Genomic DNA, 12,673 nt, shown 5'->3' with positions numbered 1-12,673 from the left:
TGGTGCCGAACTGGCCACCCCGGCACGGCGTGACGCAGTAGATTCGATCTTGACTGTCTTTACGGCGGGGGACTCGTGCAGGACCGAGGGGAAACGTGCAGGAGCGACACAACCGAGGAGCCGCGACCACCGAGGGGGGCTTAGCAGGATGAGCCACGACTCCACTGCCGCGCCGGACGCCGCGGCCCGGAAGCTCTCCGGGCGACGCCGCAAGGAGATCGTCGCGGTGCTGCTGTTCAGCGGCGGCCCCATCTTCGAGAGTTCCATACCGCTGTCGGTGTTCGGGATCGACCGCCAGGACGCCGGCGTGCCGCGCTACCGACTGCTGGTCTGCGCCGGCGAGGAGGGTCCGCTGCGGACCACGGGGGGACTGGAACTCACCGCACCGCATGGCCTGGAGGCGATCTCGCGGGCGGGCACGGTCGTCGTGCCGGCCTGGCGGTCGATCACCTCCCCGCCGCCGGAGGAAGCGCTCGACGCACTGCGCCGGGCGCACGAGGAAGGCGCCCGCATCGTCGGGCTGTGCACCGGCGCCTTCGTCCTCGCCGCGGCAGGCCTGCTGGACGGCCGTCCCGCGACCACGCACTGGATGTACGCGCCGACGCTGGCCAAGCGCTATCCGTCGGTGCACGTGGATCCGCGCGAACTCTTCGTCGACGACGGGGACGTCCTGACGTCGGCGGGCACCGCGGCCGGTATCGATCTCTGTCTGCACATCGTGCGGACGGACCACGGCAACGAGGCGGCCGGGGCCCTGGCCCGCCGTCTGGTGGTGCCGCCGCGCCGGAGCGGAGGCCAGGAACGCTACCTGGACCGCTCTTTACCGGAGGAGATCGGCGCCGACCCGCTCGCCGAGGTCGTCGCCTGGGCGCTGGAACACCTCCACGAGCAGTTCGACGTGGAGACGCTGGCGGCCCGCGCGTACATGAGCCGCCGTACCTTCGACCGCCGGTTCCGCTCGCTGACGGGGTCGGCCCCCCTCCAGTGGCTGATCACGCAGCGGGTGCTCCAGGCGCAGCGGCTACTGGAGACGTCGGACTACTCGGTGGACGAGGTGGCGGGCCGCTGCGGCTTCCGCTCCCCCGTCGCGCTGCGCGGCCACTTCCGCCGTCAGCTCGGCTCGTCCCCGGCGGCGTACCGCGCCGCGTACCGGGCGCGCCGGCCGCAGGCTGAGAAGCAGGCCGACGCGGAGAACACGCAGACGCAGAGCCCGGCCGCCCTCGGGATGGGCGCGGGTCAGCAGGGTCCGGGCGGCGCCGGCCAGTCCGGGCACGCCGCCGCGCACCACCACCAGGACCACCCGGTCCCGCTCCAGGCCCGCCGCACGGCGGCCGCGAGCGCGGTGGGCTCCTCCGCGTCGATGTCCGCCGACCACCGCGACGCCTATGTGCCGTCCCGCGTCGGCCTGCCGGGCCAGCGCAGCGGAACGTGACCGTGCGACCGCGCCGCGGGGCCACGAGGAACCTCCTCGTGGCCCCGCGGCGTTTTCCGGCGCGGTGCGCGCCCCACGCGGGGGATCGGGGCCCCGCGGTCGGCCGTAATGTGGACGCATGAACGATCGCATGGTGTGGATCGACTGCGAGATGACCGGCCTCTCGCTGTCCGACGACGCGCTCATCGAGGTGGCCGCCCTCGTCACCGACTCGGAGCTGAACGTGCTCGGCGAGGGTGTGGACATCGTCATCCGGCCGCCGGAGCGGGCGCTGGAGACGATGCCGGAGGTGGTGCGGGAGATGCACACCGCATCCGGGCTGCTCGCGGAGCTCCCGAACGGTACGACGCTGGCGGACGCCGAGGAGCAGGTCCTGGCGTACGTCCGCGAGCACGTGAAGGAACCGGGCAAGGCCCCGCTGTGCGGAAACTCGGTCGGCACGGACCGCGGCTTCCTCCTCCGGGACATGCCCACCCTGGAGGACTACCTCCACTACCGCATCGTCGATGTCTCCTCGATCAAGGAGCTGGCGCGCCGCTGGTACCCCCGGGCCTACTTCAACAGTCCGGAGAAGAACGGCAACCACCGCGCCCTCGCCGACATCCGCGAGTCCATCGCCGAGCTGCGCTACTACCGCGAGGCGATCTTCGTCCCGCAGCCCGGCCCCGACTCGGACACCGCGAAGGCGATCGCCGCCAAGCACGTTCTCCCTGCTCAGCAGGGCTGACGAGGCCCGTGGGAGGGGCGCCGCGGAATCTGTGCGCGAGCACCCCTTCGGACCCTGTACACTTTTTCTCGGCCGGTCGGGGAAACGACAAAGTCAACCGTCGCCGGTCATGGTGGGTGTAGCTCAGCTGGTAGAGCACCTGGTTGTGGTCCAGGATGCCGCGGGTTCGAGTCCCGTCACTCACCCTGAGTGATCAGCCGGTGACTCTCGGAAGAGAGTTACCGGCTGATCGCGTTCTTGGGCTCGGCCGTACGCAGGCTCAGTGCAGCGCCTCGATCGCACGGAGGATCAGCGCCCTCGCGTCGCCGCTGTACACGGCCATGCCGCGCAGCTGCTCGAACGCCTTGACGTACAGGGCGACCTCGGAGGGCTGGGTGACACGGATGCGGGCGGACATCAGCTCCACGGACACCAGCTGGTCGTCGTAGACGTGGAAAACCTCCTGCGGCCACAGGGTTCGCCGCACGGTCCTGGGGATGATGCCGAGGGACACCGATGGCTGTGCGCCGGCGGTGAGGAGGTAGCCGAGCTGGGCGGCCATCGCGTCCGTGTCGCCCATGCGGTGGTAGAGCACGCCTTCTTCGATGACCATGACGAACCGATGCCCGGGCTGGTGGATGATCTGGTTGCGCCGTATCCGGGCAGCCGCTGCCTCGTCGGCATCGTTGGGCAGGTCCAGCAGGTCGGCTGCGGCCGAGAGCACGGCCCGCGCGTAGCCTTCTGTCTGGAGCAGGCCAGGCACCAGGGTCGGCGAGTAGACGCGGAACAGCTCGGTGGACCGGAACAGGTCGACGTAGCTGTCCTGTAGACGCTTCAGACCGGCGCGGACCTGGCGCCGCCATTCCGTGTACGCCTGCTCGGCGTCGCGGGACTGGGCGATGACGTCGTCCGCTTGATCCTCCGCACCGCAGGCCCGGCACCAACGGCGGATGTCTTCCGGCGTCGGCGGCGTGCGTGCGTTCTCCAGCCTGCTCGTCTTGGGGTGGGTCCAACCGCACCGCCGGGCCAGCTCGGTCCCGGTCAGGCCCGCGTCGGTCCGCAGGTCCCGCAGTCGACGCGCGACCCGCTCGCGGGCGGCCTGCGCCGATGAGGACGGGGAGGTGGCCATGGTGCGGGTGGACCCTTCGCGCTAGTCGATCTTGTACTCGTCGTGCGGGATCGCCCGTCTCCAAACCGCCGCGAAAGCGTCCAAGCACAGGCGGATGGCCGCAGGGTCCGTGCTGATCTCTCCAGGCGCACTGGCCCCCGAGCCGGTGAAGTGATTCCACCGCACGACCTTGCCGTCGATCAGCCAGAAGTCGTTGCCGGGCAGCGCGATGTCTGATGCCTGCCGCCGCGGCAGCCACCGGACGTCCTCGCCCGCGGCGACGTTCACGACCGTCCCAGCGTGCTCGTACCGGATGTAGTCGCTGACAGGTTCGGACACGATCCGGGCGCGCCTGACCGCCACACCTCGGGCCACAGTGCGGCGGACCAGTTCCGTCCACGGTCGCCAGTACGGCGAGTCGGGGTCGGTGTCGACCTCGCCGGTCTCCTGCCAGCGCGCGAAGGGGTCGGCCTCGGCTGCGACCGCGTAGGAGTCCCTCATCTCCAGGTGGTATGCGCTGTGTTGCGCACTGTCCAGCAGCTCAGCGAAGTCGAGCAGCTTCTGCGACATCGCACGCCTCCCTCAGGATGGACACCATGCGGGCGGGCACCCGCACGACCTGCTCGTGAGCCGGGATACCGACGGCGTGGCCGGGAACCTCGGTGGCCGCGCACTCTGCCTCGGTCTCCGGGCTGGGCTTCCAGCCCTGGATGACCAGTTCGCCTCTGCTCTCATCGACCCACACAGTCGGACTCTCTCCCTGGCCGGTCTGCGGGTCGATGCCGATGAACCGTAATGGCATCTGTGCCTCCAACACTCGGGCTGTGCACGGACGTTCACACCATTGCCCTGTCGACAAGGAGCGGTCAATACCCAGAACTCCCGTGCGAGCAGCCAAAACGAGAAGCTATGAACATTCGTGAACATTGCTGGCAGCGCAGCAGGCCACACTCCTAGCGTCGGCGGTACGCGAAGACTCCGGCGAGGCGGTGGAACCTCCTGGGGTACGGCCGACGCGCGAAGGAGCGCCGACATGGAGCAAGCCACAGGCACAGCGTCCGGGCCGGGAACAGCGGAGCTGTCGCCACTGGACGTCGAGGTCCTGCGCGAGGCGGCGCGCCGCCTGCCGGCCGAGGACGCCGGACTCCCCACCGACGACGAGCTGGTCGCGCTGACACTCCAGCTGCGCGGCCACCTCGCGCTGGCCATCCCGGTCGTGGAGGACTTGGCTGAGCGCTTCCCCGAGGACGACGTGCCGCGTGCCTGTGCGCACTCCGCCGTCATGCAGGCCCGCGTCCGCCTCAGCCGACCACCCGGACGGATCCTCCCCTCCCAGGTCGCGTACGCCCAGCGGCTGGCCCGCTCCGTCAACGCCCTGTGCGACCACTACGAGAACCTGAGCGGCGAGCAACCCACCGTCATCGCCCCGGACACCGCCGCGTTCCTGCACCTGGCGGACCATTGCCTCACCTGCCCGACCTGCCAGACCAGGGACGAGGAGACCGGCGCCAACGCCAACCTGCCGTGCCCGGACGCCGCCCGGCTCTACAGGGCGTACCGCCAAGCGGTGAAGTACCCCGCTCCCGCGCCGGACAGGAGGCTGCCGTGACTCCTCAGGCGATCCACCTCGGCCTGCCCCTCGCCTGGCCCGCCCCACCACCGGCCTGCGAGGTGTGTCAGGCCCTCGCCCGACAGCGCACCGAAGCGGCAGCGAGCGGTGATCACTCACGGGTCAGCGACTGCAACGTGGAGATCCGCAACCATCACACGGCTTCCTTGAGCGGCCCTCGCCCGCGATGACGCGCCGCATGTGAGCGTGAGTCGGGGCTGCCCACGCGGTCACATGTCTGCTGATGAGGAAGACAGGCCCCTCGGAGATCGCTCCGAGGGGCCTGTCTGATGCTCCGCGCCTGTTCGGGCTTGGTTCCCCCGGGATTCGAACCGGCGATACCCGGCCGTGTGCGGCTGTGTGTCACCGTTGTCACACAGTTGGACACTCACCCGCTTCCGCGATGTGTCGGCCGTGTTCGGCGGCTCGTAGCAGTGACTGGGCTACCCGTTCGGCGTCATCGGGGTGCAGGTGGATCTCCTGGGTCCACAACACGGACAGGCGGACGGTGCCGTTCAGCAGGTTCGTCGCTACATCCACCTCGACGCCGTTGCCCGTGGCGTCGGTGACCTTCAGGTCCGGGTCGCTGCTGTAGGCGCTCATATACCTGAGCATGCCGGAGGTCCGGCCGAAGGTACGAGGCGCGGCCGGGGGCGCCCGGCGGCACATCGATCGCGTCGGCGAGCCGGATCAGGGTGTCAGGGCCGGCAACGGCTCGGCCTCCGGATTGTCAGTGGCGGCTGACAGGATGACGATCATGAGCCGGATCATCTCCTACAACACCGCCGACAAGGCCGACGTCCTCTCCTTCCTCGGCGCCGCCGGGAACCTCACCGCCGACCAGGAGCGTGTGCTGGGCATGGTGCGCGAGCGGGCGCGCAGGAGCCAGGCGGATCTCGAGCATCAGGGCATCGACTGGGGTCTGTCCATACCCGACGCGCTGGACCATCTCGTGGCCGGTCACGCCGACTCGGACGCCTCCTACGCGGCCGGTGCCTACCACCGCGCGCTCCAGCACATCATCGACTGCAACGGCTCGGACCCCGCCGAGCTGGGCGTGTACTCCAAGCCCTCCACCTTCTTCGGGCTGCTCGACGACGAGCTGAGCCGCTGCGGCGTGAGCGCCGACCTCCTCTTCCACCAGTACCTCTTCTCCGGCCCGCCGGAGGAGATCCCCTTCCGCATCCCGTACCCGGTGGACGGACCGCACATCGGGATGTTCCCGCTCGCCAAGGCCAAGCCGGCCGCCGACGCCTATCGCGCGGTGCTCGACCAGGTGGAGGAGAGCTTCCGGTACGACCTCCGGGAACTCATCGAGAAGCTGGAGTTCGAGCACTCCGAGTGGGAGTACGCGATGGCGAAGATCGATTGGTACACCCAGGACACGATCTTCTTCTCGATCACGGGCTGATCCGTACGCGCGCTGCTACGAAGAAGCCCGCTCCACCAGTTCCGTCGCCAGCACCACCTGCCGTCGCTCCAGCCCCCGGGACACCGCCGGCCTGCGGTCGGCGATCTCGTTCAGGAGGAGGTCGATCATGCGGCGGCCCATCTCCTGGATGGGCTGGCGGACGCTGGTGAGGGGCGGGTCCATGTGGCGGGCGATCGCGGAGTCGTCGTAGCCGACGAGGGCGACGTCGTCGGGGATGTGGCGGCCGGCCTCGCGCAGGGCGTGGCGGGCGCCCGCCGCCGTGACGTCGGAGGCCGCGAAGACGGCGTCCAGGTCGGGGTGGCGGGCGAGGAGTTCGGTCATCGCGCGCCGGCCGCCCTCCTCGGTGAAGTCGCCCGGCTCGATCAGGCTCTCGTCCACCTCGTGGCCGGCGTCGGTGAGGGCGTCGCGGTAGCCGTCGACGCGGCGCTGGGCGCCGTAGACGTCGAGGCGGCCGGTGATGTGGGCGATGCGGGTGCGGCCACGGGAGAGCAGGTGCTCGACGGCGGAGCGCGCGCCGCCGTAGTTGTCGGAGTCGACCGAGGTCAGGGTCTCCGCCGCGGACCGGGGACCGCTGATCACCGCGGGGATCTCCAGCTGGGCCAGGAGGTCGGGGAGCGGGTCGTCGGCGTGGACCGAGACGAGGAGGACGCCGTCGACGCGGTGGGCGGCGAGGTACTGGGCGAGCCGGCGCCGCTCCCGGTCGCTGCCCGCGAAGATCAGCAGGAGTTGCATCTCGGTGTCGGAGAGCTCCGCGCCGACACCGCGCAGCATGTCCGAGAAGTACGGTTCCGCGAAGAAGCGGGTCTCCGGCTCGGGGACGACGAGCGCGATCGCGTCGGTGCGGTTGGCGGCGAGGGCGCGGGCGGCCGTGTTCGGGACGTAACCGAGTTCGGCGACCGCCGCCTCCACCGCCGCCCGGGTCGCGTCGCTGACCCGCGGGGAGCCGTTGATGACCCGGGAGACCGTGCCGCGGCCGACTCCGGCGCGTGCGGCGACCTCCTCCAGGGTCGGCCGCCCGCCGCTGCGACCTCGCGCTCCGTGGCTTGCCATGGGCTTCGCCCTCCCTCGTACACCCGTTGGCCTGGAATGTAACAGTGGTTCGGCCGTCCGGCCCCGGTGGAGGGCGGGCGATCCCGACCGGCGGATTCCAGTTAACAGGCCGATAACTGAACGCATCTCTCCGCGTCCGGTCCCTTGACACCCCCGCTCGAACCCACGAACCTTCAACACATCACCGATGGGAGCGCTCCCACACTACCTGGCACATACACATCCCGCACGTTCCCCGCCCGAGCCGCAGCGTCACACAGCATCAGGCAAGACCCACGCATCACGCACCACCTTGCACCACGGGACAAGCAAGAAATTCTGGCCGGGGGGTCGGCACGTCAGGGCAACAGGAGGACCCAATGCGAGCATCTACCCGAATCCGCCGCAAGGCGGTCGTCCTCGCGGCCGTCGCGTCGCTGGGCACCGGGCTGCTGGCCGGCTGTGCCGACGACGGCGAGAACGAGTCCCCGTCCGGCAACGGGGACGCCGGCGGCAAGACCACCATCACCCTGGGACTCTTCGGCACGTTCGGCTTCAAGGAGGCCGGGCTCTACGACGAGTACATGAAGCTCAACCCCGACGTCGTCATCAAGGAGAACGTCGTCGAGCGCAACGAGAACTACTACCCCGCGCTGGTCAACCACCTGACCACCAACAGCGGTCTGATGGACATCCAGGGTGTCGAGGTCGGCAACATCGCCGAGATCGTCTCCACCCAGTCCGACAAGCTGCTCGACCTGTCGAAGTACGGCAAGAAGAGCGACTACCTCGAGTGGAAGTGGCAGCAGGCCACCACCCCCGACGGCCAGACCGTGGGTCTCGGCACCGACGTCGGCCCGATGGCCATCTGTTACCGCACGGACCTCTTCGAGAAGGCCGGCCTGCCCACCGACCGCGAGGAAGTCGCCAAGCTGTGGGCGGGCGACTGGAAGAAGTTCGTCGACGTCGGCCGCGACTACCAGAAGAAGGCGCCCGAGGGCACCACCTTCATGGACTCCCCCGGCGGCCTGATCAACGCGATCCTCAGCAGCGAGACCGAGCGGTTCTACGACTCCTCCGGCAAGGTCGTCTACAAGAAGAACCCGGCCGTGAAGGCCGCCTTCGACCTGACCGCGGAGGCCGCGCAGGACGGGCTCGTCGGCAACCAGACCCAGTTCCAGCCCGCCTGGGACACCACCATCGCCAACAGCAAGTTCGCCGCGATGTCCTGCCCGCCGTGGATGCTCGGTTACATCAAGGGCAAGTCGAAGCCGGAGGCGAAGGGCAAGTGGGACGTCGCCCAGGCGCCCAAGTCCGGCAACTGGGGCGGCTCCTTCCTCGCCGTGCCGAAGTCCGGCAAGAACACCGAGGAGGCCGCCAAGCTGGCCGCCTGGCTGACCGCGCCCGAGCAGCAGGCCAAGCTGTTCAAGGTGCAGGGCAGCTTCCCGAGCACCCCGGGCGCGTACACCATGCCCGAGGTCACCGGAGCCAAGAACGACATGACCGGTGACGCCCCGATCGGCGAGATCTTCGCCGAGGCCGCCAAGAACGCCCCGGTCCAGGTGATCGGCCCGAAGGACCAGATCATCCAGCAGGGCCTCACCGACAACGGCGTCATCCTGGTCGCCCAGGGCAAGTCGCCCGAGGAGGCCTGGGAGAACGCCGTGAAGACCATCGACAACAACCTGGACCAGTGACCCGTATGACCACTGGGCACGACACCGCCGCCGCGGCCCCCTCCAAGGAGGGGGGCGCGGCCCCGGGCCGCCCGCCCGGCGACCCCGCCGCCGCCGACAAGGAGCGGCGCCGACGGGCCCGGCTGTCCCGCCGCTGGCAGCGGGACGTGCGCTGGAGCCCGTACGCGTTCGTCTCCCCGTTCTTCCTGCTGTTCGTGGCCTTCGGCCTGTTCCCGCTGATCTACACGGGCTGGGCCTCGCTGCACAAGGTGGAACTGACCGCGCCCACCGACATGGACTGGGTGGGCCTGCGCAACTACACCCGGATCTTCGACGACGACTTCTTCTGGAACGCGGCGCAGAACACCCTGACGATCGGCATCATCTCGACCGTCCCGCAGCTGCTGATGGCCATGGGCCTCGCCCACATCCTCAACTACAAGCTGCGCGCCTCGACGTTCTACCGGGTCGCGATGCTCGCGCCGTACGCGACCTCGATCGCCGCCGCCTCGCTGGTCTTCGTGCTGCTCTTCGGCCGCGACTACGGCATGATCAACTGGGCGCTGGGCCTGGTCGGCATCGACAACATCGACTGGCAGAACGAGACCTGGGCCTCCCAGATCGCCGTGTCGACGATCGTCATCTGGCGCTGGACCGGCTACAACGCGCTGATCTATCTCGCGGCGATGCAGGCGATCCCGCAGGACCTGTACGAATCGGCGGCGCTGGACGGCGCCAACCGCTGGCAGCAGTTCTTCCACGTGACCCTGCCGTCGCTGCGGCCGACGATCCTGTTCACCTGTGTCGTCTCCACGATCGGCGCCTCGCAGCTGTTCGGCGAGCCGCTGCTGTTCGACGCGAACAAGGGCGCCTCGGGCGGATCCCAGCACCAGTTCCAGACGCTCGGCCTGTATCTGTACGAGCAGGGCTGGGTGAACCAGCACCTGGGCCGGGCCTCCGCCATCGCCTGGACGATGTTCCTGATCCTCATCGTGATCGGGATCGTCAACTACGTCATCTCGCGCCGGCTGCGCGCCAGTAGTTAGGAGAACCGGCCGTGACGACGACGACCTTGACTCACTCCGATCCGGACCGGACCGAGGAGGCGCCGAAACGCTCGCGCCGCCCCCGGTCCGCGCGGGCGGGCGGGCAGCTGCACGCCGGTCCGGTCGCCTACGTGGTCCTCGCCCTGTTCACCATCGGCTCGCTGTTCCCGCTGGTGTGGACGGCGATCGCCGCCTCCCGCGACAACAACCGGCTGGCCGAGTCCCCGCCGCCGTTCTGGTTCGGCGCCAACCTGTTCGACAACCTCGAACTGGCGTGGACGGACGCCAACCTGGGCGAGGCGTTCCTCAACACCACCATCGTGGCGGGCATCTCGGCGGCCACCATCGTCTTCCTGTCGACGATCGCCGGGTTCGCCTTCGCCAAGCTGCGGTTCAAGGGCCGTAACGCGATGATGCTGATCGTGATCGGCACGATGATGGTGCCGCCGCAGCTCAGCGTGATCCCGCTGTACATGATGGTCGCCAAGCTGGACTGGACCGATCAGCTCCAGGCGGTGATCTTCCCGTCGATCGTCAGCGCGTTCGGTGTGTTCTTCATGCGGCAGTACCTGATCCAGGCGCTGCCGGACGAGATCATCGAGGCCGCCCGGGTGGACGGCGCGAGCAGCTGGCGCGTGGTGTGGCACGTGGTGTTCCCGGCGGCGCGGCCCGCGATGGCCGTGCTGGGCATGCTGATGTTCGTGCAGACGTGGAACGACTTCCTGTGGCCGTTCCTGGTGCTGACCCAGACCGGCAACCCCACCGTGCAGGTCGCGGTGGCGGGCCTGGGCCGCGGCTACACCCCCGACCAGTCCCTGATCATGGCGGGTGCGCTGCTCGGCACGCTGCCGCTGCTGCTGGTCTTCGCGATCTTCGGCAAGCAGATCGTGGGCGGCATCATGCAGGGCGCGGTCAAGGGCTGACGCCGGTCTTCTCCGCGCGTCCGCCTCTCCCCTGGGGGCCGGGTCATCGCCGCCTCGGCCCCCTGTCCTCCCGCCGCTTCGCCACCCCCCTCTTCTTCCTGTCCTACGTCGGTCTCCACGACCCCCAATGGGAGCGCTTCCATGTCTGAGCCCGTGAATCCGGTGACCCCGGCGACCCCGGCCACCCCCGACTCCTTCCCCCCGGCCTTCCTCTGGGGCGCGGCCACCTCCGCGTACCAGATCGAGGGCGCGGTCCGCGAGGGCGGCCGGACCCCGTCGATCTGGGACACCTTCAGCCATACGCCGGGCAAGACCGCCGGCGGCGATCACGGTGACGTCGCCGTCGACCACTACCACCGCTTCCGTGAGGACGTGGCCCTGATGGCGGAGCTGGGCCTTACCGCCTACCGGTTCTCCATCTCCTGGTCCCGGGTGCAGCCCACCGGCCGCGGCCCGGCGGTCCAGGTCGGCCTGGACTTCTACCGCCGCCTGGTCGACGAGCTGCTCGCGCACGGCATCAAGCCGGCCGTCACCCTCTACCACTGGGACCTGCCGCAGGAGCTGGAGGACGCTGGCGGCTGGCCGGAGCGCGACACCGCCTACCGCTTCGCCGAGTACGCGCAGATCGTCGGCGAGGCCCTCGGCGACCGCGTGGAGCAGTGGATCACCCTCAACGAGCCCTGGTGCAGCGCCTTCCTGGGCTACGGCTCCGGCGTCCACGCCCCGGGCCGCACCGAACCGGCGTCGGCCCTGCGCGCCGCGCACCACCTCAACCTGGCGCACGGCCTCGGCGCGAAGGCGCTGCGCTCGGTGATGCCGGCCCGCAACTCGGTCGCGATCTCGCTCAACTCCTCGGTGGTCCGTCCACTGTCGCAGGACCCGGCGGACCTGGCGGCCCGGCAGAAGATCGACGACCTCGCCAACGGCGTCTTCCACGGCCCCATCCTGCACGGCGCCTACCCGCAGACCCTGATCGCGGCCACGTCCTCGCTCACCGACTGGTCCTACGTCCACGACGGCGACCTGGCGGTCATCAACCAGCCGCTGGACGCGCTGGGCCTCAACTACTACACGCCGACCCTGGTCTCGGCGGCGGACCCCTCGGCGAGCGGGCCGCGGGCCGACGGGCACGGGACGAGCGAGCACTCGCCGTGGCCGGCCGCGGACGACGTGGCGTTCCACCAGACGCCGGGCGAGCGCACGGAGATGGGCTGGACCATCGACCCGACCGGCCTGCACGAGCTGATCATGCGCTACACCCGGGAGGCCCCGGGCCTGCCGCTGTACGTCACGGAGAACGGCGCGGCCTACGACGACAAGCCCGACCCCGACGGCCGCGTCCACGACCCGGAGCGGATCGCCTATCTGCACGGCCACCTCGCGGCCGTCCGCCGGGCGATCACGGACGGCGCCGACGTGCGCGGCTACTACCTGTGGTCCCTGATGGACAACTTCGAGTGGGCGTACGGCTACGGCAAGCGCTTCGGCGCGGTGTACGTGGACTACGCGACGCTGGAGCGGACGCCGAAGTCGAGCGCGCTGTGGTACGGGCAGGTGGCGCGGTCCGGGGCGCTGCCGCCGGTCGTGGAGGAAGTGGCCTGACGCCGGCCGCCTGACCTCGGCGGCCTGTCCTTGGCCGCCCGGCCCCGGGAAAGGGGAGCGGGGCGCGACGCTGTGGGGGGTGTCGCGCCCCGCGCTTTTTCCTGAAGGGG

General features: G+C 69.9%; 13 protein-coding genes and 1 tRNA gene. 9 read left to right on the top strand and 5 right to left on the bottom strand.

What is annotated here, in order from left to right; translation table 11 throughout:
• The first annotated feature begins 148 nt into the window (after positions 1 to 148).
• The 3 genes from ACIG0D_RS01000 to ACIG0D_RS00990 all read left to right on the top strand — a co-directional run bounded on the left by ACIG0D_RS01000 (position 149) and on the right by ACIG0D_RS00990 (position 2,344).
• On the top strand, positions 149 to 1,432 hold the full coding sequence (locus ACIG0D_RS01000) for a helix-turn-helix domain-containing protein (protein WP_399795475.1): 1,284 nt from the start codon (positions 149 to 151) through the stop codon (positions 1,430 to 1,432).
• Between the two features lie 118 nt (positions 1,433 to 1,550).
• A complete protein-coding gene (orn, locus tag ACIG0D_RS00995; protein ID WP_399795474.1) occupies positions 1,551 to 2,159 on the top strand; it encodes an oligoribonuclease in 609 nt (202 codons plus the stop codon).
• Positions 2,160 to 2,271: 112 nt separating this feature from the next.
• Positions 2,272 to 2,344: transfer RNA gene (locus ACIG0D_RS00990), tRNA-His, on the top strand.
• A gap of 74 nt (positions 2,345 to 2,418) precedes the next feature.
• Here the strand turns inward: ACIG0D_RS00990 and ACIG0D_RS00985 are convergent.
• Genes ACIG0D_RS00985 through ACIG0D_RS00975 form a run of 3 tightly spaced genes read right to left on the bottom strand, consistent with a single transcriptional unit; the run spans position 2,419 to position 4,048 of the window.
• Positions 2,419 to 3,267, bottom strand: a complete 849-nt coding sequence (locus tag ACIG0D_RS00985; protein ID WP_399795473.1) for a helix-turn-helix domain-containing protein — start codon at positions 3,265 to 3,267, stop codon at positions 2,419 to 2,421.
• A gap of 21 nt (positions 3,268 to 3,288) precedes the next feature.
• Positions 3,289 to 3,816, bottom strand: coding sequence for a DUF6879 family protein (locus ACIG0D_RS00980; RefSeq protein WP_399795472.1), 528 nt, complete (start codon positions 3,814 to 3,816; stop codon positions 3,289 to 3,291).
• Positions 3,788 to 4,048: a hypothetical protein gene (locus ACIG0D_RS00975; RefSeq protein WP_365757745.1), complete on the bottom strand. Its 261-nt coding sequence runs from the start codon at positions 4,046 to 4,048 to the stop codon at positions 3,788 to 3,790. Before ACIG0D_RS00975 ends, ACIG0D_RS00980 begins: the two co-directional genes overlap by 29 nt.
• A gap of 231 nt (positions 4,049 to 4,279) precedes the next feature.
• On the opposite strand from ACIG0D_RS00975, the gene ACIG0D_RS00970 reads away from it, so the two are divergent.
• Positions 4,280 to 4,855, top strand: coding sequence for a DUF6415 family natural product biosynthesis protein (locus tag ACIG0D_RS00970; protein WP_399795471.1), 576 nt, complete (start codon positions 4,280 to 4,282; stop codon positions 4,853 to 4,855).
• A 372-nt stretch (positions 4,856 to 5,227) separates the two neighbouring features.
• On the opposite strand, the gene ACIG0D_RS00965 is transcribed toward ACIG0D_RS00970, so the two are convergent.
• Positions 5,228 to 5,458 carry a hypothetical protein gene (locus tag ACIG0D_RS00965; protein WP_399795470.1) on the bottom strand — a complete coding sequence of 77 codons (231 nt, stop codon included), beginning with the start codon at positions 5,456 to 5,458 and terminating at the stop codon, positions 5,228 to 5,230.
• A gap of 154 nt (positions 5,459 to 5,612) precedes the next feature.
• Here ACIG0D_RS00965 and ACIG0D_RS00960 point away from each other — a divergent pair, with 154 nt between their 5' ends.
• Entirely contained in the window at positions 5,613 to 6,266 is a 654-nt protein-coding gene (locus ACIG0D_RS00960; RefSeq protein WP_399795469.1) for a hypothetical protein, read from the top strand.
• A 15-nt stretch (positions 6,267 to 6,281) separates the two neighbouring features.
• Here the strand turns inward: ACIG0D_RS00960 and ACIG0D_RS00955 are convergent, their stop codons facing one another.
• Positions 6,282 to 7,337, bottom strand: coding sequence for a LacI family DNA-binding transcriptional regulator (locus tag ACIG0D_RS00955; protein ID WP_399795468.1), 1,056 nt, complete (start codon positions 7,335 to 7,337; stop codon positions 6,282 to 6,284).
• 359 nt (positions 7,338 to 7,696) lie between these two features.
• On the opposite strand from ACIG0D_RS00955, the gene ACIG0D_RS00950 reads away from it, so the two are divergent.
• The 4 genes from ACIG0D_RS00950 (at position 7,697) to ACIG0D_RS00935 (ending at position 12,563) form a co-directional block, all read left to right on the top strand.
• Entirely contained in the window at positions 7,697 to 9,013 is a 1,317-nt protein-coding gene (locus ACIG0D_RS00950) for an extracellular solute-binding protein (protein WP_399795467.1), read from the top strand.
• Between the two features lie 5 nt (positions 9,014 to 9,018).
• Entirely contained in the window at positions 9,019 to 10,038 is a 1,020-nt protein-coding gene (locus ACIG0D_RS00945) for a carbohydrate ABC transporter permease (RefSeq protein WP_399795466.1), read from the top strand.
• An 11-nt stretch (positions 10,039 to 10,049) separates the two neighbouring features.
• On the top strand, positions 10,050 to 10,961 hold the full coding sequence (locus ACIG0D_RS00940; protein ID WP_365757704.1) for a carbohydrate ABC transporter permease: 912 nt from the start codon (positions 10,050 to 10,052) through the stop codon (positions 10,959 to 10,961).
• Positions 10,962 to 11,102: 141 nt separating this feature from the next.
• Positions 11,103 to 12,563 (top strand): GH1 family beta-glucosidase, encoded by a 1,461-nt coding sequence (locus tag ACIG0D_RS00935; protein WP_399795465.1) that lies wholly within the window; start codon positions 11,103 to 11,105, stop codon positions 12,561 to 12,563.
• Positions 12,564 to 12,673 lie beyond the last annotated feature (110 nt).

The sequence above is a fragment of the Streptomyces sp. NPDC052773 genome (assembly GCF_044547145.1).
Taxonomy (GTDB): Bacteria; Actinomycetota; Actinomycetes; order Streptomycetales; family Streptomycetaceae; genus Streptomyces.
This window is presented reverse-complemented; position numbering and strand designations above follow the sequence as displayed.